The organism is Mycetohabitans endofungorum (genome assembly GCF_002927045.1).
GTDB lineage: Bacteria > Pseudomonadota > Gammaproteobacteria > Burkholderiales > Burkholderiaceae > Mycetohabitans > Mycetohabitans endofungorum.
In genome coordinates this window covers 41,014-61,165 of sequence record NZ_PRDW01000010.1, presented here as the reverse complement: position 1 = coordinate 61,165, position 20,152 = coordinate 41,014, and the positions used below count along the sequence as shown (strand labels likewise).

Below are 20,152 nucleotides of genomic sequence, written 5' to 3'. Positions count from 1 at the left end.
AGATGAGGAGCTTGAGAGGATGAGCCACGCTACACGAACAGCAAGAAGCATGACTGTATCTGCCATCGGTGGCATTCCCTTGATACAAACAGGGGATGACCTTGGCCAGATTATTACGGAGGCGATCCACAAAAACGATATCGCTCTAGAAAATGGCGACGTGCTGGTGCTTGCACAAAAGATTGTTTCGAAGTCGGAAGGACGATGGGTTACGCTGTCTACTGTCACACCCGGCAAGCAAGCTATTGATTTAGCGCAAAAAGTGGATAAGGATCCCCGGCTCGTTGAACTTATCCTTTCGGAGTCGGCAGAAGTCGTTGCACACAGGCAGGACGGTGTACTGATCACCGCTCACCGTCTCGGATGCGTGATGGCGAATGCCGGTATCGATCATTCCAATGTAGGTGATGAAGACAGTGTGCTTTTGCTTCCGAAAGATCCGGATCACAGCGCACGCCAATTAAAAAAACAATTTCATCACTTGTGCGGCGTCGATGTCCACATCATCATCAACGATAGCTTTGGTAGGGTGTGGCGCCACGGCACGACAGGATGCGCGATCGGTGTAGCGGGCTTTTCACCGCTTAAAAATTATATTGGGAAGCCGGACCTGTTTGGGCAGCTCTTACGGACAACCCAGGTGGCAGTGGCCGATGAACTAGCCGCAGCGGCGTCTTTCCTAATGGGACAAGCCGATGAAGGATCGCCTGTTGTGCTGATCCGCGGCGCGAATTTGCCCGCTTCGGATGAAACGGTCCAGCAGCTTATTCGTCCGAAAGAGGAAGATCTATTCCGTGAAACCTCCTCTACATTGGCAGTAGAAATGGCCTGAGCATGAAATGAGAGGTGGCCGCGCAAAGCCAGTTCACGGCGAACGCGTTCACCGATGCCGTGTTGGGCCGAGACCTCAGACTGTCGATGGACGGCAAAGGAAGCTGGCGTGATAACGTGTTCGTTGAACGCGTGTGGCGCAGCGTCAAGTATAAAGAGGTCTACCTAAAGGCGTACGAGTCGGCCAGTAGGCGAGGTCAATAAACGCGGAAGATGGCATGTGGGCAGCCAAATTGGGAAAAGCAGCGGTTAGAGTGGGGGGCGGTCTTGTGGGCGGTGCAATGATCGACCGCCTGTCCAAAACTAATAAAAATTCCAGTGAAACGCAGAAGGTTTAGGCCGCCAGGTCCATCTAAGGTTCTCCATTCTCTACTAAGAACAGGAAACCAGCGCCTTAATGATATCAGCCAGCGTATTGCACCGTCGGAATATGCCAATCTTGTCACTGAGGGTATTGCTAATCAATATAATAAACGCGTGAATTTGCTGGAAATTTGCTAGAAAAATGTCGAACTGTGATAACGCAACCATCTCAGTCAATGCAAAATGTTCAAACAGCACTCAACGATTTGGCAGATGATGCTAGAACGTTGCAAGGTGCAGCCAATATTGCACGTGGAAGCGCCTCGATTACACCGCAAGAAGCGACTAAAATTACTCATGCAGTCGCAACCGATTCGGTCCGAGGAACGTACAAGACACTTAAGGCAGCAGCGAGCAGCCATCGCCAGGGTCACCACCCACGTCAGAAGGTGCCCAGCAAGTCATGGATGCAATGAGTAGCCGTATTTCGCATGATACGACTGCAGCCGCAGCCGGTTTAGGCGCTGCCAATACTGTTGCAGCGGCAATCGGCATGATTTCCCATCCAGCCGCCAAAGTTGCATCTGTCGTCCTTAAAATAGGCGGAACGGCCGCAACGGGTGCGCAGCTTTCAGAAACGATGCGTGAAGCATCGGGTAAGACAAGTGACAGCGCGACCGGAAAAGCGCTTGGGGAAGTGCTGCGCGAGAAAGCGACCAACAAAGCGCACAGCAATGCGGCGCTGGTGCCATTGACTTCGCTGACTACCGTGACTCAACCGACGTCAATGGATTCGCGTAAAGCAGCACTGTGTCATGCGATACAGTCAACGACGCGACCGAAATTACCGGCAAGCGTGACGCAGTCCGTAGAAAAATGGATGACTGAAAATTGGGCACCCGCCGAAACGCAAACTTCTGATAAAAACCAGTCTTTACAGGTTATGCTGGAAGGCCCGCTTGCAGAAGCGTTGTCAGATGACGAAGAAACGACAGAACCGTTACATGCGACGCACCAGCGCAGTGTCGCGATGGAGTCAAGCATATGACGTTGCGTGGCTGTAGGCCAAGAGCGGGCCGCTCAGATGTCCCGAGCGTGCTAGCCAACACTTCGGCAGCCAGCGTCTTGCCGGCACCCGAGTCACCGTAAAAGAGCGCACTGATGCCCGTGGCAATGCCGAGTTTGCACGCAAAGCCGCGCGCTAGCACCGCCTCCCGATGGCGAATCCGCGGCCCCCACTTCGCGTAGCTGGCGCTGCACGTCGTCGCCCACCATCAGATCGTCCCAGCCCCAGGCATGATGCGCTGCGCGAGGGAGCCGAACGCGCGTTGCGCGCACAGCCCAAACGCCCGGCTTAAGTCCGATGCCTCAAGCATTGCATCGGCGCCGCGTTGCTGGCGGTAACTATCGGCCTCCTGCAAGGCGGGTGCCACCGCCTCCGACGCCAGCCGAAAACGCTGCACGAGTGTCTCGAGTTCAAGTGGGATGGCCGCCGGGCTGCACGAAGCCAGTTGATCGTGCAGCCATGCCGCGTCCTGCGCTGTCCATTGGCCAGCCTTACAACCGTGTCGCTTGGGTTATCGCGGTAAGCAGCCCTAAAACGGCTTTTGAATGGAGTTCGCTATGGGTGGCGTCCGCCACATGAAGCTCGGTATTGGCCAACGAATTTCTTATCTTAGCCTTATTTAATCCCATTTTTTGGAAGAAATTATCTTTAAATGGCGTGACAAAATCTAGGCCGCCTTTGGGGGCAATGGTATCTTTGCCACCCGAAATATGAATATAATGTTCTACCGTTTCTCTAAGCTTCTTTGTCGGCGGTAAATGATCACCTCGGATAGGTGTGCCTAAGGTGACCAGTTGTTCAATATTACCTTGTGTCAGCTTAATCGCTTCAAAAGCGACATTGCCACCATGGCTATGGGCAATGACATTCGTGATGATACCGGCCCGTGTGTTTTCATCGATTTTTTTCGCAAGGGTTTGCGCCGCCTCAATACGGGCAAGTCGATGATTTTTTCCACTCCATTGTAAAGCACTCACTTTCCCGCCAAATCTTTCCCGGACAATATCGGCGTATTTCCCATTCGGGCTGGTCCACCCTACTTCGGCTGCGGTGGCGTTGAACGTGCCATGCACCAAAATGGTTTCAATGCCATTGTTTGATTGCTCGGACGGCCCGATAAAATTGGGTGGGCGATTAAGATAGGGCATTTTGTGCAAGAAATTCAATAAGCCATAGGTCATTTGCTCCTGTGTGGCTTCCGAGACGGCTTCTTTTTTGTCTTTGGGAATACTTTTATCGTGGCCTATCTCAAGATTGGTGGTATGAATCTCTTGCGATCCATTGTACAAGCGTTTCGAAATGGCTTCCACTCCCTTGAATGGCCTCTCTGGATCGATATCCAGCCGGCTGACCAGCCTGACAGATGAATCTTGGTCGGGTACAACCTGCGCTCGCCCTGCCTTTCTCCGTTGGTCGGATTGGACCTCATAAGCCTTCTTTCCCATCATCCACCTCGTCAATGCAATGATTTTGCGCTAGGCTGACGTAGCAACACATCAAATAACAGCTGTATATCATCGGTTCGACTCTGACACAATACCGATTTGCCGTGCACGAGATCACTTCAAGTCCCTGCGCATCTAGTGGTAGGGCGTCGGGAGCAAGTGCAGCTGCGTGTCCGCTTCATCGACGATCAGTGCGTGGCCGGCAAGCGTCGCGCTTGATGTCCAGCCCTGTAGGATCTCGCGGATGCAAATATTGTCGTCTACCGTCACCACGCCCGAGAGCGTCACCCGCAAATGCTGGACAGTCGTGGGGACGTCTGTGTCGGGGCCCTCAACGGGCTGGCAGCTCAATTCAACCTTATCCAATGGGGCGCGATCCGCTGCGCGCGCAGCGCTTGGATCGGCTTGTCTTAACACCGTGCTCAACGCAGCTTTTAAAAGGGGCGCGGCCTGACGATTCCAGTCAATGCCTGGCGTTAGCTTGACTTGATGCGACACTGAGAGCACAGGGGTTATCTTAGCTTGCGGAGCGGTCAGGTGGATCGGCACTGTCACCGCGTAGCTTAGGCACAAGCGCGGTTTATTGCCCATCACCTGCCAAAAATTGCCCGAGCTATTGAGTCCTTCGGACGGCGACAGCACCCGTGCATAGGCGCACCCGAGCTAAGACTGTGCGGTGGCTCTCAATAGGTGATCAAATAGCAGTGCTGCACATGGACCAAGTCCGGCTGTAGCTGTCCGGTACCGACATTGTAGGGGCGGCCTTGCGCGGTGCGCAATTGCAAGTCTTCGTGTATATCATATAAAAACACGCTGACAGTGGGCACATCCGGATTCTCACCGGTGTTAGGCAACGTAAAGCGGATCGCGACGTCGTCTGGCAAATACGGCTTCAGAGCATCGGCAATCGCAAGATTGAGATTGATCAGGGCGGGATCGGATTAAATTGCGGGAGTTTTGGCCATCGTGATTGGCCAAGCAAGGCTAGCACTGCCTGGTAACCGCTTGTCGGCTCGCGCGATCGCAACTCGATACCCAGTTGTTCCAGCAGGCTGGGCAGCAACGACCAAAGTAAAACGATCCCGGCATTGGGAATCGGCCACGGCGCGGCCGAGCGAGCCACTGATAGAGCTGAAGACGCTGCATGCCAAGATCGGTCGATCAGTTGCTGATGCAACGGATCGACGAACTACACTCGGAGTTTCCGTTTGCCAGAGCACGCCTGCTGCGCCGCGAGGGATATGAGATAGGCCGTCAGCGCATGCGCACGCTAATGGAGCGCATGGGCGTCGAGGCGCTGTACTGCAAGCCGAACACGAGCCGACGCAATGCGAAGCACAAGGTCTGACCGTCTCTGCTGCGCGGCATGAAAATCGAGCCGGCCAATCAGGCGTGGGCATTGGCCATGGCGGATCATTCTAGCGCGATTGCACGTACCGCGACAATACACCGATCGAGCCGCATGCGCGATGTTTTCCACATTGTATCGGCATTCCCGCGCCGCTGGCGATGCTACCCCAAGCCCCCTGCGGCGGTGCGTTCGTGGCCAACTCAGCGGCGCTTTGATCGGCCACGCCGGCATCAGACTACCTGCGCGGTATTTTCCGGCCAAGCGCCAGACAAAATTTTTTCAAGCCAGAACGCGCCAATGATTGTCTTGACGTCGCTAACCTCCCCGCACCGAATCCACTCGTGCAATATGGCTGGTTCGACGACAATCGTCTCCAAAAACTCACCGTCGTCCAGCGCGCGCTCACCTTCATTCAGCCCACGCGCCAAGTACAGGTCGATAAACTCGGTCGAATACGAAATGACCGGGTGGATGCGGGTCAAGTAGACGAACTCGTTCGCGCGATAGCCGGTTTCCTCGCGCAGTTCGCGTTGAGCGCACACGAGCGCCCCTTCCTGTGGATCGAGCTTGCCGGCTGGGAATTCAACCATCACACGGCCAAGCGGGTAACGATACTGGCGCTCCATCAGCACGCGGCCGTCATCGAACAGCGGTAATACCATCACCGCACCGGGATGCTCGACAAACTCGCGCGTGGCCGTCTTGCCGTCCGGCAACCGTACGATGTCGCGCTTGAGCGTCAGGAAATTGCCGTCATATAGGGTCTGGCCGTCGAGGCGGGTCTCGACCAAATGAGCGTCGTCAGTCGGAATGCGTGTCATGTCGCGCCTTTTTGAGCAGCCGCCGGTTCACGCGGCGCGCCGCTTGACGAGATACTGGAAAACGAAGCCGGGAAACGCAAGCACGACAAACAAGCTGAACGTGATCGCATAAAATTGCCAGCCTTGCTCGAAACGGTTGCCGACCCGCGCCTCGAGCGCGAAGCCGAGCAGCCCCGTGACAAAGTAAAGCGCGATCAACTCGGCGATCCGCCACCAGGCGCTTTTGCGTGCGCCCGGCGCGGCGCCGGGTACCGGCAGTATCGCCAGCAACCGCTGGTTGACGAACGGCAGGTTAGCGCCGAGCAGCGCGACCAGGACGATAAACCAACCAGAGGGTGACATCGTGTCAGCCGCCGTTACAGCGACAGCGTCTGGCGCACCGCTTGCAGGCAACTCGACATCAGCGGTCCGGGAACGATGCCAAGCAACAGCACCGCGAGACCGTTGAGCGCGAGCAGTGCGCGATTGCCACCATATGCAGTGATCGGCGTCGCGTCAACTGGCTCGTCAAAGTACATCAGCTTGACGATGCGCAGGTAGTAGAACGCTCCGAAAAGCGACGTGACGACCGCGAGCACCGCCAGCCACGTCAGGTTCGCATTCACGGCAGCCTCGAGCACCGCGAATTTCGCATAAAAGCCAACCGTCGGCGGGATGCCCGCCAACGAGAACATCATCAACAACATCACGAACGCGAACACTGGACTGCGCTTGTTCAAGCCCTTGAAGTCGTCCAGCGTGTCGGCCTCGAAATCGCGGCGCGCAAGCAGCATCACGATACCGAACGAGCCTAACGTCGTCAGTAGATATGTGATGCTGTAAAACACCGCGGATCCGTACGCGTTCGCCGCACCGCTTGCCTTGCCATCGACGACGCCGGACAGCAGGCCAAGCAACACGAAGCCCATATTCGAGATCGCCGAGTAAGCGAGCATCCGTTTCACGTTGCGTTGCACGATACCGGTGATGTTGCCCACGATCAACGACAGCGCGGCCAGAATCACCAGCATCGTCTGCCAATCGACCGCCAGCGGCAGTAGCCCCATCACCAGGAAGCGCAGCCCCCACGCGAAGGCCGCGACCTTCGGGCCGCCGCCAGTGAGCAACGTCATCGCGGTCGGCGCGCCGTGATAGACGTCGGGTACCCACATGTGGAACGGCACGGCCCCCATCTTGAACGCGATGCCGGCAACGATGAAGATCACACCGAACAGCAGCACGGCATAGTTGATGCGGCCCGACGCGACCGCAGTGAACACGTCATGCAGGTCGAGCGAGCCGGTCGCACCGTACATCATCGAGATGCCGTACAGTAGGAAGCCAGACGCCAGCGCCCCGAGCACGTAGTACTTCATTGCCGCTTCGTTGGATTGCGGCACGTCACGACGCAGCGCGATGATCGCGTACAACGATAGCGACATCAGTTCCAGTCCCAGGTACAGCGTCAGGAAATTGTTGCCCGACACCATCACCAGCTGCCCAAGCAGCGAGAACAGCGCTAGCAGATAGAAGTCGCCGCGGAACAGGTCACGTTCTTCGAGGTACTTGCGCGAATAGATCAGCGACACCGCAAAGCCGAGCGAGATGAACGACTTCATCAGGCTCGCGAACGGGTCGACCACATACATGTTCGAGAAGTAGTAATGCGGATGCGGATCGGTCGCGATCACCGCATACCAGAGCGCGGCGATCAAGCCGGACGCGACCGCGATCACATAGGTCAGGCCGCGGCCCTTCTTGCCGGTGATGATGTCGTTCAGCCATGCGACGACGGTCACAATCATCAGGAATGCATCGGGCAACAGGGCGTTGAGAGGAGCGTTTTGCATAGTGTTTTCAATCCTCCCTTACTGCGGCGTCGCCGGCAGCTTCGACTGCGCGACATGGGAGAGCAGGTTAATCACCGATTCGTGCATCACATCCGTGAACGGCTTCGGGAAGATGCCCATGTACAGCACGAGCAGCGCCAGCACCATCAACATCCAGAACTCGCGGCAACTCAGGTCGACAAGCTTCGCGACATGGTCGTTCGCGACCGCGCCGAAATAGACGCGCTTGACCATCCACAGCGTGTACGCAGCGCCCAGGATCAGCGTAATCGCCGCGAGAAATCCGATCCAGAAATTGAATTTCACGGCCGACAGGATCACCATGAACTCGCCGACGAACCCGGACGTGCCCGGCAACCCGCAGTTGGCCATCGAGAACAGCACCGCGAACGCCGCGAACTTGGGCATCGTGTTCACAACACCGCCGTAGTCGGCGATCTGGCGTGAATGCATGCGGTCATACAGCACGCCGATGCACAGAAACATCGCACCCGACACGAAACCGTGCGAGATCATCTGCACGATGGCCCCTTCGACGCCGAGCTGACTGAACAGGAAGAAGCCGAGCGTGACAAAGCCCATATGTGCGATCGACGAATACGCGACTAGCTTCTTCATATCGGCCTGCACTAGGGCGACGAAGCCGATATAGATCACGGCGACGAGCGACAGCGTGATCACGACCGGAGCCAGCACGTGGCTCGCATCCGGCGCAATCGGTAACGAGAAGCGCAGGAAGCCGTACGCGCCCAGCTTCAGCATAATCGCCGCCAGCACGACCGAGCCGCCGGTCGGCGCCTCAACGTGCGCGTCGGGCAACCACGTGTGCACCGGCCACATCGGCACCTTCACCGCGAACGCGAGGAAGAACGCGACGAACAACAGCACCTGCGGCGTCATGCCGAGCGGCAGCGCATGCCAAGCTGACAACTCGAACGATTGCGACTGCGTGTACAGGTAGATCAATGCGACCAGCATCAGCAACGAGCCGGCCAGCGTGTACAGGAAAAACTTGAACGCCGCATACACGCGGTTTGGGCCGCCCCAGACGCCGATGATCAGGTACATCGGGATCAGCGTCGCCTCGAAGAACACATAGAACAGCATCCCGTCGGCCGCCGAGAACACGCCCACCATCAGACCTGACAGGATCAGGAAGGCGGCCATGTACTGCGCCACGCGGTCCGTGATCACCTCCCATCCGGCGATCACGACAATGACCGTGATGAATGCAGTCAGCACGACGAACCACATCGACAGCCCGTCGACGCCGAGGTGGTACGTGATGTTGAAACGTTCGATCCACGGCGCGACTTCAACGAACTGCAACGCTGACGTACTTGCGTCGAAGCCGCTGATCAACGGCAGTGTGACGATGAAGCTGATCACCGAGCCGATCAGCGCGGTCCAGCGCGCGACACCCGGTGTCTTGTCTGAGCCAACTGCAAGAACGGCGATACCGAACGCGATCGGCAGCCAGATCGCGAAAGTCAAAACGGGGAAATGAGCGTGCATACCTGTCCTCGCGTTATTTGCTCAGCGTAACGAACAGGGTCAGCAACCCCAACATGCCGATAATCATGGCGAACGCGTAGTGGTAGATGTAACCGGTTTGCAAGAAGCGGATCACGCCGGCAAACTTCGCGACCGCGCGCGCGCTGCCGTTGACCAGGCCGTCGATCACGACGACATCGCCCTCCTTCCAGAGTCCTTTGCCGAACGCCACCGCGCCCTTGGCGAACACGACGTCGTTGATCTTGTCCATGTAGTACTTATTGTCCAGCAGCGTATAAATGCCCGAGAAACGCTGACGAATCGCCGCCGGGATGTCCGGCCGCTTCAGGTACAGGAACCAGGCGACGATGACACCGGTCAACGCGAGCCAGGCCGGCAAGCCCGAGACCGAATGCAACGCCATCGGCATCCAGCCGTGGAACTCCTCGGCCATCTCACGCAGCGCCTCGTGATGCTCGCTGACGTAGACAACCTTGTCGAACACGACGCCGTGCGCAAAGAAGTCGCCGAAAATCATCGGGCCAACCGCGATCGCACCGATCACGACGGACGGGATCGCAAGCAGCACTAGCGGCAGCGTGACCACCCACGGCGTCTCGTGCGGCTCGTGCGCGCCATGCCCATGATGCGCACCGTGGCCATGCCCATCGCCGTCGTGATGCACGTTGCGAAAGCGCTCCGGACCGTGGAACACCATAAAAACCATCCGGAACGAGTACAACGCGGTCACGAACACACTGGCGGTCACCGCGAAATACGCGAATCCCGAACCTGGCAAGTGCGACAACTTGACCGCCTCGATGATCGAGTCCTTCGAATAGAAGCCGGAGAAGAACGGCGTACCGATCAGCGCAAGCGAGCCAACCAGCGACGTGATCCACGTGATCGGCATGTACTTGCGCAGCCCGCCCATGTTGCGCATGTCCTGGTCGTGATGCATGCCGATGATCACCGAACCGGCGCCCAAGAACAGCAGCGCCTTGAAGAACGCGTGCGTCATCAGATGGAATACCGCGACCGAGTAAGCGGAGGCGCCGAGCGCCACGGTCATATAGCCGAGCTGGGACAGCGTCGAGTACGCGACGACCCGCTTAATATCGTTCTGCACGATGCCGAGGAAGCCCATGAACAGCGCAGTGATCGCGCCAATCACCATCACGAACGACAGCGCGGCGTCAGACAACTCGAACAGCGGCGACATCCGCGTGACCATGAAGATGCCCGCGGTCACCATCGTGGCGGCGTGGATCAACGCGGAGATCGGCGTTGGGCCTTCCATCGAGTCAGGCAGCCACACGTGCAGCGGGAACTGTGCGGACTTACCCATCGCGCCGATGAACAGGCAGATGCAAGTCACCGTGATCAGCTGCCACTGCGTGCCCGGCAGCACACCTGCGCTGGTCAGCGCGTCGCGATGCGCGAATACGTCGCCATAGTTCAACGAGCCGACATACGCGAGCACCAGGCCGATGCCGAGCAGAAAGCCGAAGTCGCCGACGCGGTTTACGAGGAACGCCTTCAGGTTTGCGTAGATCGCAGTCGGACGCGTGTACCAGAAGCCGATCAGCAGGTAGGACACCAGCCCGACCGCTTCCCACCCGAAAAACAGTTGCAGGAAGTTGTTGCTCATCACGAGCATCAACATCGAGAACGTGAACAGCGAGATGTACGAGAAGAAGCGCTGGTAGCCCGGGTCCTCCGCCATGTAGCCGATCGTGTAGATATGCACCATCAGCGACACGAAGGTAACCACGCACATCATCATCGCGGTCAGCGAATCGACCAGGAAACCGATTTCGAGCTTCAAGCTGCCCTGTCCCGGCACGATACTTGGCAGCGTCGCCCATTCGTAAATCGTGCTATTGAAGCTGGCGCCATCGAGCACGTCGAGGAACACCAGCGCGGAGATCACGAATGCGATCGCCACGCCGAGGATCGTCACGCGATGCGCGTTGTGGCGGCCGATGGTCTTGCCGAACAGGCCGGCGATCAGCGAGCCGGCCAGGGGCGCCAGCGGGACCGCCAGCAGCAGGTTGGGATTGAGTGTCGTTGCCATAACAGTCAGGGCCTTTTTCCTTAACCCTTGAGCCGGTCGAGATCCTCGACGTTAATCGTGTCGAGGCTGCGGAACAATGTGACCAGGATCGCGAGGCCGATTGCCGCTTCAGCCGCGGCCACGGTCAGCACGAAGAACACAAAGATCTGGCCATGCGCGTCGCCGAGATAGTGCGAGAACGCAACGAAATTGGTGTTCACCGCGAGCAGCATCAACTCGATCGCCATCAGGATGATGATCACGTTGCGGCGGTTCAGGAAGATCCCAACAATCGAGATCGCAAACAGGATCGCGCCGAGCACGAGGTAATGGGCGAGGCTCAACATGGTTCTTTTCTCCTTGTCCCGGTCAGCGGGTGTTGCCGACCGCGCCAGCACCGGTGTTGCCCGGCGTCGCCGGTTGCGTCGATGCGTCCGGCGCCTGCTTTTCGGCGGCCATTCGTACCAGCCGCACGCGATCCTCGCGCCGCACCCGCACCTGCTCACTGACGCGCTGGCGCTTCACGTCTTTGCCGTCGCGGATCGTCAGCGCAATCGCCGCGACGATCGCGACCAGCAGCACAAGGCCCGCGACCTCGAACGCGAAGATGTAGTCGCTGTAGATGATCCGGCCAATCAGGCGGGTGTTTGACATCGCACCCCCGGCTCCGGCTGCTTGCATCGTCTGCGCGGCGTCATGCACCGGCGAGACGGTCGCGCCGTAACCGTGCCAGAGGATCAGCGCGGTCTCAACCACGATGATCGCGCCGACAATCGTCGCCATTGGCACGAAGCGGCGGAAGTCGCGCCGCAACACGTCGAGATTGATGTCCAGCATCATCACGACGAACAGGAACAGCACCATCACCGCGCCGACATAGACGAGCACCAACAGGATCGCGAGGAACTCGGCCTCGAGTAGCATCCAAATCGCCGCGGCGTTGAAGAACGCGAGCACCAGAAACAGCGCCGAGCTAACCGGGTTGCGCGCGGTGATCACCTTGAGCCCTGACACGGTCATGAGCAGCGCGAAGATGTAGAAAAGGACGGTCGTGAATTCCATGTTTACCGGATCATCGTTAGGCGTGTCGTTGTCTTATCGTGCGTCGGGGCAACGGGCCCCGCGACGCTCACCGGTACGGTGCGTCGGCCGCCTTTGCCGCCGCAATCTGAGCTTCGTAGCGATCGCCGACCGCGAGCAGCATGTCCTTCGTGAAATACAGGTCGCCGCGCTTCTCGCCGTGATACTCGAGGATCTGTGTCTCGACGATCGAATCGACCGGGCAGCTCTCTTCGCAGAAGCCGCAGAAGATGCACTTGGTTAGGTCGATGTCGTAACGCGTCGTGCGGCGCGTGTTGTCGGCGCGCACTTCCGATTCGATCGTGATCGCCAGCGCCGGACAGACCGCCTCACATAGCTTGCACGCGATGCAGCGCTCTTCGCCGTTCTCATAGCGGCGCAGCGCATGCAGCCCGCGAAAGCGCGGTGAAACCGGCGTCTTTTCCTCGGGGAACTGCACCGTGATCTTGCGCTGGAACGCATACCGTCCGGTCAGCGCGAGCCCCTTGAACAACTCGGTCAAGAAGAATGTTTTGAAAAAATTCTGAATTGCGTTCATGGCGACACCTTATTTCCAGATGTTCAGCGGCGACATGATCCAGAAACCGACCACGACCAGCCACACGACACATACCGGAATGAAGATTTTCCAGCCCAGGCGCATGATCTGGTCGTAGCGGTAACGCGGGAACGTCGCACGGGCCCAGATGAACACCGACAGCAGGAAAAACACTTTGAGCACCAGCCAGACGATGCCCGGGATGAACGACAGGAACTCGAACGGCGCGCTCCAGCCACCGAGGAACAGCGTCGCGGCGAGCGCCGAGATCACGATCATGTTGATGTACTCGGCGAGGAAAAACAGCGCGAACGCCATCCCCGAGTAGTCGATCATGTGCCCGGCGACGATTTCCGACTCGCCTTCGACGACGTCGAACGGGTGCCGGTTGGTTTCGGCGATGCCGGAGATGAAGTAGACGACGAACATCGGCAGCAGCGGCAGCCAGTTCCACGACAGGAAGTTCAGGCCGAGCCCGGCGAACAACCCGCGCTGTTGCGAGTGTACGATATCGGATAGGTTCAGGCTGCCCGACGTCATCAGCACGACGACCAGCGCAAAGCCCATCGCGATTTCATACGACACCATCTGCGCGGCCGCGCGCATCGCGCCGAGGAACGCGTACTTCGAATTCGATGCCCAGCCGGCGAGGATCACGCCGTACACGCCGAGCGACGAAATCGCCATCGCATACAGCAAGCCGGCGTTGATGTCGCCGAGCACCGCTTCGGCCTGGAACGGAATCACCGCCCAGACGGCGAATGCCGGCACCACCACCATGATCGGCGCAATGAGATAGATCCACTTCGTCGCCTGCGCCGGCTGGATCACTTCCTTCAGCAGCAGCTTGACCACGTCGGCGATCGGCTGCAACAGCCCCTTAGGCCCGACGCGGTTCGGCCCGAGCCGCACGTGCATCCAGCCGATCAGCTTGCGCTCCCACAGAATCAGATAGGCGACGCACAGCAGGATCACGACCGACACGACGAGAATGCGCACCAGCGCCCATACGGTCGGCCACGCGACGCCCAGCAGATGGCTGCCAGTTGCATTGATCGTTTCGAACACGCCCATTTAAGCCTTCTCCACCAGCAGATCACCAAACAGGCTGCCAAGCTCGGCGGCGACGGGCGTCGCCGCCGGCATGCGCACGACCGCGTCATGCAGCTTCGCATCGCGCAGCGCCGGCAGCGTCACCGACGCCTCGCCCTGTCGCACGCGTACCGCGTCCCCTTCCTTCAGTCCAAGTTGGTCAAACAGCGCGGCTGGCAACGACACGCGCAACGCAGCCTTCGCGGCGCTCGTCAAATGCAGTGACGGTGCACGGCGAACCAGCGGATCAGCGTCGTAGATCGGCACATCGGCAATCCGCTCGAATGCGCCAGCCGCACGCGTTGCTGCGCCACGCGCCAGCGGCGCGTGCGTCGCATTCGACAGACGGGCCTGCACGTCCACACCTTCCAATGCCGCAGTGGCGACTTCCTCGGCACTCGTGTAGTCGAAATTCGGCAGCCCAAGCAAGTTGCCCAACACGCGCAGCACCTTCCAGCCCGGCCGGGACTCACCCAGCGGGCGCACGACACCAGTGAACGGTTGCACCGTGCCCTGCGCGTTGACAAACGTGCCAGCCGTCTCGGTGAACGGCGCGATCGGTAGCAGCACGTCCGCGTAGTCGGCACCGGTCTTGAACGACGACAGCGCGACGACCATGTCGGCCTGCGCCAGCGCCGCGCGGGCCTGCCGCGGATTCGCGACGTCGAACTCCGGCTCGACGTTGAACAGCACATACGCGCGGCGCGGCGACGCGAATGCCTGCGCAGCGTCAGCACCGCCTTCGCCGGGCAGTGCGCCAACCAGATGCGCGCCGACGGTGTTGGCCGCCTCCGGCAGGAAGCCGAGCGTCGCGCCGCTCGTTTGCGCGATCCACTGCGCAATGGCGTGCAGCTTCGCGAATTCGGGATGGTTCACCGCGCTCGTGCCCAGCAGGATCACGCGCTGCTCGCCGTTCGACAGCGACGCGGCGATGTCCTTCGCAGCAGCGTCCGGCTGCACACCGCCAAGCTCGGCCGGCAACGCCGCGCCACGGATCTCGGCCACTGCGACGGCCACGCCAGCCAGTGCGTCGACCCAAGCCGACGGTGCCGCGACGATTTTGTGCGCGACATTGATTAGCGAATCATCGGCGCTCGCGTGCAACAAGCTCAGCTTGGCACCGCTGCTGGCGGCCTGGCGCAGCCGTGCCGCCAGCAGCGGATGATCGCGACGCAGGAACGAGCCGATCACGAAGGCGGAATCGACGCTGGACAGCGTCGCGAGCGGCATGCCGAGCCACGGCGCACCTTGCAGCGGCGTGGAAAAATCGCTTTGGCGCAGCCGGAAATCCAGATTCGCGCTACCCAGCGCACGCGTCAGCGTCTTGAGCAGAAACAATTCCTCGAGTGTGCTGTGCGGGCTAGCGAGCGTAGCGATTGCGTTCGCGCCATGCTCGGCCTTGATGTTCTTCAAGCCGTTCGCGACGTAGGTCAGCGCGGTTTCCCAATCGACCTCGCACCACTTGCCGTCCTGCTTCAGCATCGGCTGCGTTAGGCGCTCCGCGCTGCTCAGCGCCTCATACGAAAAGCGATCCTTGTCCGAAATCCAGCACTCGTTGATCGCCTCGTTTTCCAGCGGCAACACACGCATCACCCGATTGTTCTTCACCTGCACGATCAGGTTCGCGCCGACCGAGTCGTGCGGGCTGACCGAGCGGCGGCGTGACAATTCCCACGTCCGCGCGCTATAGCGGAATGGCTTGCTGGTCAGCGCACCCACCGGACACAGGTCGATCATGTTGCCCGACAATTCGGAGTCAACCGTGTTGCCGACGAACGTCGTGATCTCCGAGTGCTCGCCGCGGCCCAGCATGCCGAGTTCCATGATCCCGGCCACTTCCTGGCCAAAGCGCACGCAGCGCGTGCAGTGGATGCAGCGCGTCATCTCTTCCATCGAGATCAGCGGCCCGACGTTCTTGTGGAACACCACGCGCTTCTCTTCTGAATACCGCGACGCGGACTTGCCGTAGCCGACCGCCAGGTCTTGCAGCTGGCATTCGCCGCCCTGGTCGCAGATCGGACAATCCAGCGGGTGGTTAATCAGCAGGAACTCCATCACGGACTGCTGCGCCTTCACCGCCTTGTCCGACGTCGTGCGCACGACCATGCCGGCGGACACCGGCGTCGCGCATGCCGGCACGGCCTTCGGCATCTTCTCGACCTCGACCAGGCACATCCGGCAGTTCGCCGCGATCGACAGCTTCTTGTGATAACAGAAGTGAGGAATGTACGTATCGACCTTGTGCGCAGCCTGGATCACCATGCTGCCTTCCGGCACCTCGACCTTCTTGCCGTCTATTTCAAGTTCAACCATGATGGTGAAGGGTCCCTAACCTAATCCTGTGCACCCGCTCACGGCGGGCCGTGGCGACTTGCGGCGCCCGCTCACGCGGTCGCGGCGAGCGCTGTATCGCGTTGTATGCCGCCTTGCGTCGGAACGAGGCAATGCTTGTGCTCGACGTGATATTCGAATTCGTTCCAGAAATGCTTCAACATGCCGCGCACCGGCATCGCCGCTGCGTCGCCCAACGCGCAGATCGTGCGGCCCATGATGTTCTCCGCGACCGAGTTCAGCAGGTCCAGGTCTTCCTGGCGCCCCTGGCCATGCTCGATCCGATGCACGACCCGATACAGCCAGCCGGTGCCCTCACGGCACGGCGTGCACTGCCCACACGACTCCTCGTAGTAGAAGTACGACAGGCGCAGCAGCGAGCGCACCATGCAACGCGTATCGTTCATCACGATCACCGCGCCGGAGCCGAGCATCGAGCCGGCCTTCGCGATCGAGTCGTAGTCCAGGTCGGTTTGCATCATCTGTTCGCCTGGCACCACCGGCGCCGATGAGCCGCCCGGGATCACCGCCTTGATCTTGCCGCGCACGCCGCCGGCCAGCTCCATCAACTTCGCGAACGGCGTGCCGAGCGGCACTTCGTAATTGCCCGGCAGGTTCACGTCGCCGGACACTGAGAAAATCTTCGTGCCGCCGTTGTTCGGCTTGCCCAGCTCCAGGTACTGCTGCGGACCGATCGCCAGCAAGAACGGCACCGCCGCGAACGTCTCGGTGTTGTTGATCGTCGTCGGCTTGCCGAACGCGCCATAGCTGGCCGGGAACGGCGGCTTGAAGCGCGGCTGTCCCTTCTTGCCCTCGAGCGACTCGAGCAGCGCGGTTTCCTCGCCGCAAATATAGGCGCCATAGCCGTGGTGCGCATGCAATTCGAACGAGAACCCGCTTCCCAGGATGTTATGACCGAGATAGCCGGCGGCACGTGCCTCGTCCAGTGCCTGCTCGAAGCGCTCATAGACTTCCCAGATCTCGCCGTGAATGTAGTTGTAGCCGACGGTAATACCCATCGCATACGCGCCAATCGCCATGCCTTCGATCAATGCGTGCGGATTCCAGCGCAGGATGTCGCGGTCCTTGAACGTGCCGGGCTCGCCCTCGTCGGAGTTGCACACCAGGTACTTCTGCCCGGGGAACTGACGTGGCATGAAGCTCCACTTGAGTCCCGTCGGGAACCCTGCACCGCCACGGCCGCGCAGGCCAGACGCCTTTACGTCCGCGATCACCTGCTCCGGCGGGATCTTCTGTTCGAGGATGCGGCGCAGTTGCTGGTAGCCACCGCGTGCGACATAGTCCTGCAAATGCCAGTTCTCGCCGTTCAGGCCCGCGAGAATCAGCGGATTGATATGCCGATCGTGCAAAGACGTCATTTGGACAGCTCCTCGAGCAACTGGTCGATCTTCTCGCGGCTCATGAAGCTGCACATCCGATGGTTGTTCAGCAACGCCACCGGCGCATCGCCACAGGCGCCGAAGCACTCGCCTTCCTTCAGCGTGAACTTGCCGTCCGGCGTCGTTTCGCCAAAATCGATTCCCAGTTTCTGCTTCAGATATTCCGCGGTCTCTTCTGCACCGCCCAGTTGGCACGGCAGGTTCGTGCACAACGTGATCTTGTGCTGACCGATTGGCGCGGTCTCGTACATCGTGTAGAACGTCGCGACTTCCTGTACCGCAATCGCCGGCATCTTCAGATAGTCGGCGACGAATTGCATCAGCTCCGGCGACAGCCAGCCCTGCTCTCGCTGCGCAATCGCAAGCGCCGCCATCACGGCGGACTGCTGGTGACCGGCGGGGTACTTCGCCACCGCGCGATCGATTTCCTTGAGGCCTTCAGCTGAGATCATTTTCAGACACGACTCATTCAATGCTTACCGAACGAAAACCTGCCGGCGGACCATTACCGACAGACCTGACGCTCCTTGATACGACAGCATCGCGCCACGCGCGATGCTCCAAGCGGTTACGCTACCGGTCGACCTCGCCGAACACGATGTCCTGTGTCCCGATGATCGTGACCGCGTCGGCGATCATGTGACCGCGCGCCATTTCGTCAAGCGCAGACAGATGCGCATAGCCGGGCGCGCGGATTTTCAGCCGGTACGGTTTGTTCGCGCCGTCCGACACCAGATAGATACCGAACTCACCCTTCGGGTGCTCGACGGCGACGTACGCTTCGCCCTCGGGTACGTGCATGCCTTCTGTGAAGAGCTTGAAATGGTGAATCAGCTCCTCCATGTTCGACTTCATGTTCAGCCGCGACGGCGGCGTGACCTTGTGATTGTCGACCATCACCGGGCCCGGATTCTTGCGCAGCCATGCAGCACACTGTTTGATGATCCGGTTCGACTGGCGCATCTCCTCGACGCGCACGAGGTATCGGTCATAGCAGTCGCCGCTCGCGCCGACCGGAATGTCGAAATCGAGTTGGTCATAGACCTCGTACGGCTGCTTTTTGCGCAAGTCCCATTCAACGCCCGAACCGCGTAGCATCGGGCCGGTCATGCCCAGTTGCAGCGCGCGCTCCGGCGTGACGACGCCGATGCCAACCAGCCGCTGCTTCCAGATCCGGTTGTCGGTCAGCAGCGTCTCGTACTCATCGACGTAGCCCGGAAAGCGGTTCGTGAAGTCCTCGATGAAATCGAGCAGCGAACCCTGACGATTCTCGTTGAGCCGGGCGAGCGCCTTTTCGTTGCGGATCTTCGACGCCTTATACTGCGGCATCGCGTCCGGCAGATCGCGGTAGACGCCACCCGGCCGATAGTACGCCGCGTGCATGCGCGCGCCGGACACCGCCTCGTAGACGTCCATCAAGTCCTCGCGCTCGCGGAACGCGTACAAGAACACCGCCATCGCACCGACATCCAACGCGTGAGCGCCGATCCACATCAAGTGATTCAGAATTCGCGTGATCTCGTCGAACATCACGCGAATGTACTTGGCCCGGATCGGCACATCGATACCGACGAGCTTCTCGATCGCCATCACATACGCGTGCTCGTTGACCATCATCGACACGTAGTCGAGGCGATCCATGTACGGCACCGACTGGATGAACGTCTTGTGCTCGGCCAGCTTTTCGGTCGCGCGATGCAACAAACCGATGTGCGGATCGGCACGCTGGATCACCTCGCCGTCCAACTCGAGCACGAGGCGCAGCACGCCGTGCGCTGCCGGATGCTGGGGACCGAAGTTCAGCGTGTAGTTCTTGATGTCAGCCATGTTCACGGGCTTACTAGAAATTCAATGACTCGGACGGACGGCATGCGCTCGCGCAAACGGTCCGCAGCCGGCCTGGCAGGCGATCAGTGCTTGAGGCCGCCATAGCGTTCTTCGCGAATCACGCGCGGCGTGATCTCGCGCGGCTCGATCGTCACAGGTTGGTAGACAACGCGCTTTTCTTGCGCGTCGTAGCGCATCTCGACATAACCGGACAGCGGGAAATCCTTGCGGAACGGGTGGCCGATGAAACCGTAGTCGGTCAGGATCCGACGCAAATCGGGATGGCCTTCGAACACGATCCCGTACAGATCAAACGCCTCGCGCTCGTACCAGTTCACCGAATTCCACACGTCGATCAGCGACGGCAGAATCGGCACATCGTCGTCCGGCGCGAAGACCCGCAAGCGCAGTCGCCAGTTGTTGCGGATCGACAGCAGATGCGACACTGCGGCAAAGCGAGGGCCGTCGTATCCGCCATCGCCATACGTCGAATAATCGACGCCGCACAGGTCGCTCAATTGCTCGAAGCCAAGCGCCGGGTCATCGCGCAGCCGCGTCGCGACGTCGATCAGATCGCTAGCGGCGACGACGATCGTCAATTGCCCGAGTGACTCCGTCGCGCTTTTCAGCTTGTCGCCGAGCGACTGATCGAGGTTCGCCTTCAGGATCTCGAGTTTGCTTGCCATGT

Annotated in this window: 20 protein-coding genes and 2 pseudogenes; 4 read left to right on the top strand and 18 right to left on the bottom strand. The window is 59.7% G+C overall.

Going from position 1 to position 20,152, the window contains the following annotated elements; translation table 11 throughout:
• Positions 1–49 precede the first annotated feature (49 nt).
• The 3 genes and pseudogenes from cofE to B0O95_RS15570 all read left to right on the top strand — a co-directional run bounded on the left by cofE (position 50) and on the right by B0O95_RS15570 (position 2,182).
• The gene (cofE, locus tag B0O95_RS10855; protein WP_233203296.1) at positions 50–832 is read left to right on the top strand and encodes a coenzyme F420-0:L-glutamate ligase; all 783 of its coding nucleotides are present in this window, start codon (positions 50–52) and stop codon (positions 830–832) included.
• Positions 833–858: 26 nt separating this feature from the next.
• Positions 859–1,020: pseudogene (locus B0O95_RS10850) on the top strand (IS3 family transposase); the annotation flags it as partial.
• A gap of 577 nt (positions 1,021–1,597) precedes the next feature.
• Positions 1,598–2,182 (top strand): hypothetical protein, encoded by a 585-nt coding sequence (locus B0O95_RS15570; protein ID WP_146064057.1) that lies wholly within the window; start codon positions 1,598–1,600, stop codon positions 2,180–2,182.
• Between the two features lie 226 nt (positions 2,183–2,408).
• Here the strand turns inward: B0O95_RS15570 and B0O95_RS10845 are convergent, their stop codons facing one another.
• The 4 genes from B0O95_RS10845 to B0O95_RS10830 form a co-directional block, all read right to left on the bottom strand.
• Entirely contained in the window at positions 2,409–2,597 is a 189-nt protein-coding gene (locus B0O95_RS10845) for a hypothetical protein (protein WP_104077909.1), read from the bottom strand.
• Positions 2,598–2,691: 94 nt separating this feature from the next.
• Positions 2,692–3,645 carry an esterase/lipase family protein gene (locus B0O95_RS10840; protein WP_233203295.1) on the bottom strand — a complete coding sequence of 318 codons (954 nt, stop codon included), beginning with the start codon at positions 3,643–3,645 and terminating at the stop codon, positions 2,692–2,694.
• A 135-nt stretch (positions 3,646–3,780) separates the two neighbouring features.
• Positions 3,781–3,996, bottom strand: coding sequence for a hypothetical protein (locus B0O95_RS15565; protein ID WP_146064056.1), 216 nt, complete (start codon positions 3,994–3,996; stop codon positions 3,781–3,783).
• A gap of 332 nt (positions 3,997–4,328) precedes the next feature.
• On the bottom strand, positions 4,329–4,553 hold the full coding sequence (locus B0O95_RS10830) for a Pvc16 family protein (protein ID WP_269845329.1): 225 nt from the start codon (positions 4,551–4,553) through the stop codon (positions 4,329–4,331).
• 239 nt (positions 4,554–4,792) lie between these two features.
• On the opposite strand from B0O95_RS10830, the pseudogene B0O95_RS10825 reads away from it, so the two are divergent.
• Positions 4,793–4,990 (top strand): annotated as a pseudogene (locus B0O95_RS10825) (IS3 family transposase); the annotation flags it as partial.
• Between the two features lie 236 nt (positions 4,991–5,226).
• On the opposite strand, the gene B0O95_RS10820 reads toward B0O95_RS10825, so the two are convergent.
• The 14 genes from B0O95_RS10820 to B0O95_RS10755 all read right to left on the bottom strand — a co-directional run bounded on the left by B0O95_RS10820 (position 5,227) and on the right by B0O95_RS10755 (position 20,150).
• A complete protein-coding gene (locus B0O95_RS10820; protein WP_104077904.1) occupies positions 5,227–5,817 on the bottom strand; it encodes an NUDIX domain-containing protein in 591 nt (196 codons plus the stop codon).
• A gap of 27 nt (positions 5,818–5,844) precedes the next feature.
• The gene (locus B0O95_RS10815; protein WP_104077903.1) at positions 5,845–6,159 is read right to left on the bottom strand and encodes a DUF2818 family protein; all 315 of its coding nucleotides are present in this window, start codon (positions 6,157–6,159) and stop codon (positions 5,845–5,847) included.
• 14 nt (positions 6,160–6,173) lie between these two features.
• On the bottom strand, positions 6,174–7,646 hold the full coding sequence (gene nuoN / locus B0O95_RS10810; protein ID WP_076786446.1) for an NADH-quinone oxidoreductase subunit NuoN: 1,473 nt from the start codon (positions 7,644–7,646) through the stop codon (positions 6,174–6,176).
• 18 nt (positions 7,647–7,664) lie between these two features.
• The gene (locus tag B0O95_RS10805; protein WP_104077902.1) at positions 7,665–9,161 is read right to left on the bottom strand and encodes an NADH-quinone oxidoreductase subunit M; all 1,497 of its coding nucleotides are present in this window, start codon (positions 9,159–9,161) and stop codon (positions 7,665–7,667) included.
• A 13-nt stretch (positions 9,162–9,174) separates the two neighbouring features.
• Positions 9,175–11,217: an NADH-quinone oxidoreductase subunit L gene (gene nuoL / locus B0O95_RS10800; protein ID WP_104077901.1), complete on the bottom strand. Its 2,043-nt coding sequence runs from the start codon at positions 11,215–11,217 to the stop codon at positions 9,175–9,177.
• Between the two features lie 20 nt (positions 11,218–11,237).
• Entirely contained in the window at positions 11,238–11,543 is a 306-nt protein-coding gene (nuoK, locus tag B0O95_RS10795) for an NADH-quinone oxidoreductase subunit NuoK (RefSeq protein WP_041753724.1), read from the bottom strand.
• Positions 11,544–11,565: 22 nt separating this feature from the next.
• Positions 11,566–12,258 carry an NADH-quinone oxidoreductase subunit J gene (locus B0O95_RS10790; protein ID WP_104077900.1) on the bottom strand — a complete coding sequence of 231 codons (693 nt, stop codon included), beginning with the start codon at positions 12,256–12,258 and terminating at the stop codon, positions 11,566–11,568.
• A gap of 67 nt (positions 12,259–12,325) precedes the next feature.
• Positions 12,326–12,814, bottom strand: a complete 489-nt coding sequence (nuoI, locus tag B0O95_RS10785; RefSeq protein WP_104077899.1) for an NADH-quinone oxidoreductase subunit NuoI — start codon at positions 12,812–12,814, stop codon at positions 12,326–12,328.
• Between the two features lie 9 nt (positions 12,815–12,823).
• Positions 12,824–13,888 carry an NADH-quinone oxidoreductase subunit NuoH gene (gene nuoH, locus B0O95_RS10780; protein ID WP_104077898.1) on the bottom strand — a complete coding sequence of 355 codons (1,065 nt, stop codon included), beginning with the start codon at positions 13,886–13,888 and terminating at the stop codon, positions 12,824–12,826.
• Entirely contained in the window at positions 13,889–16,219 is a 2,331-nt protein-coding gene (gene nuoG / locus B0O95_RS10775; protein WP_104077897.1) for an NADH-quinone oxidoreductase subunit NuoG, read from the bottom strand.
• A gap of 71 nt (positions 16,220–16,290) precedes the next feature.
• Positions 16,291–17,616: an NADH-quinone oxidoreductase subunit NuoF gene (nuoF, locus tag B0O95_RS10770; protein ID WP_104077896.1), complete on the bottom strand. Its 1,326-nt coding sequence runs from the start codon at positions 17,614–17,616 to the stop codon at positions 16,291–16,293.
• On the bottom strand, positions 17,613–18,089 hold the full coding sequence (gene nuoE / locus B0O95_RS10765; RefSeq protein ID WP_104077895.1) for an NADH-quinone oxidoreductase subunit NuoE: 477 nt from the start codon (positions 18,087–18,089) through the stop codon (positions 17,613–17,615). The genes nuoF and nuoE overlap by 4 nt, the downstream gene beginning before the upstream one ends.
• Before the next feature lie 121 nt (positions 18,090–18,210).
• The gene (locus tag B0O95_RS10760) at positions 18,211–19,464 is read right to left on the bottom strand and encodes an NADH-quinone oxidoreductase subunit D (RefSeq protein ID WP_104077894.1); all 1,254 of its coding nucleotides are present in this window, start codon (positions 19,462–19,464) and stop codon (positions 18,211–18,213) included.
• 83 nt (positions 19,465–19,547) lie between these two features.
• Positions 19,548–20,150 (bottom strand): NADH-quinone oxidoreductase subunit C, encoded by a 603-nt coding sequence (locus tag B0O95_RS10755; RefSeq protein WP_104077893.1) that lies wholly within the window; start codon positions 20,148–20,150, stop codon positions 19,548–19,550.
• Positions 20,151–20,152: the final 2 nt, after the last annotated feature.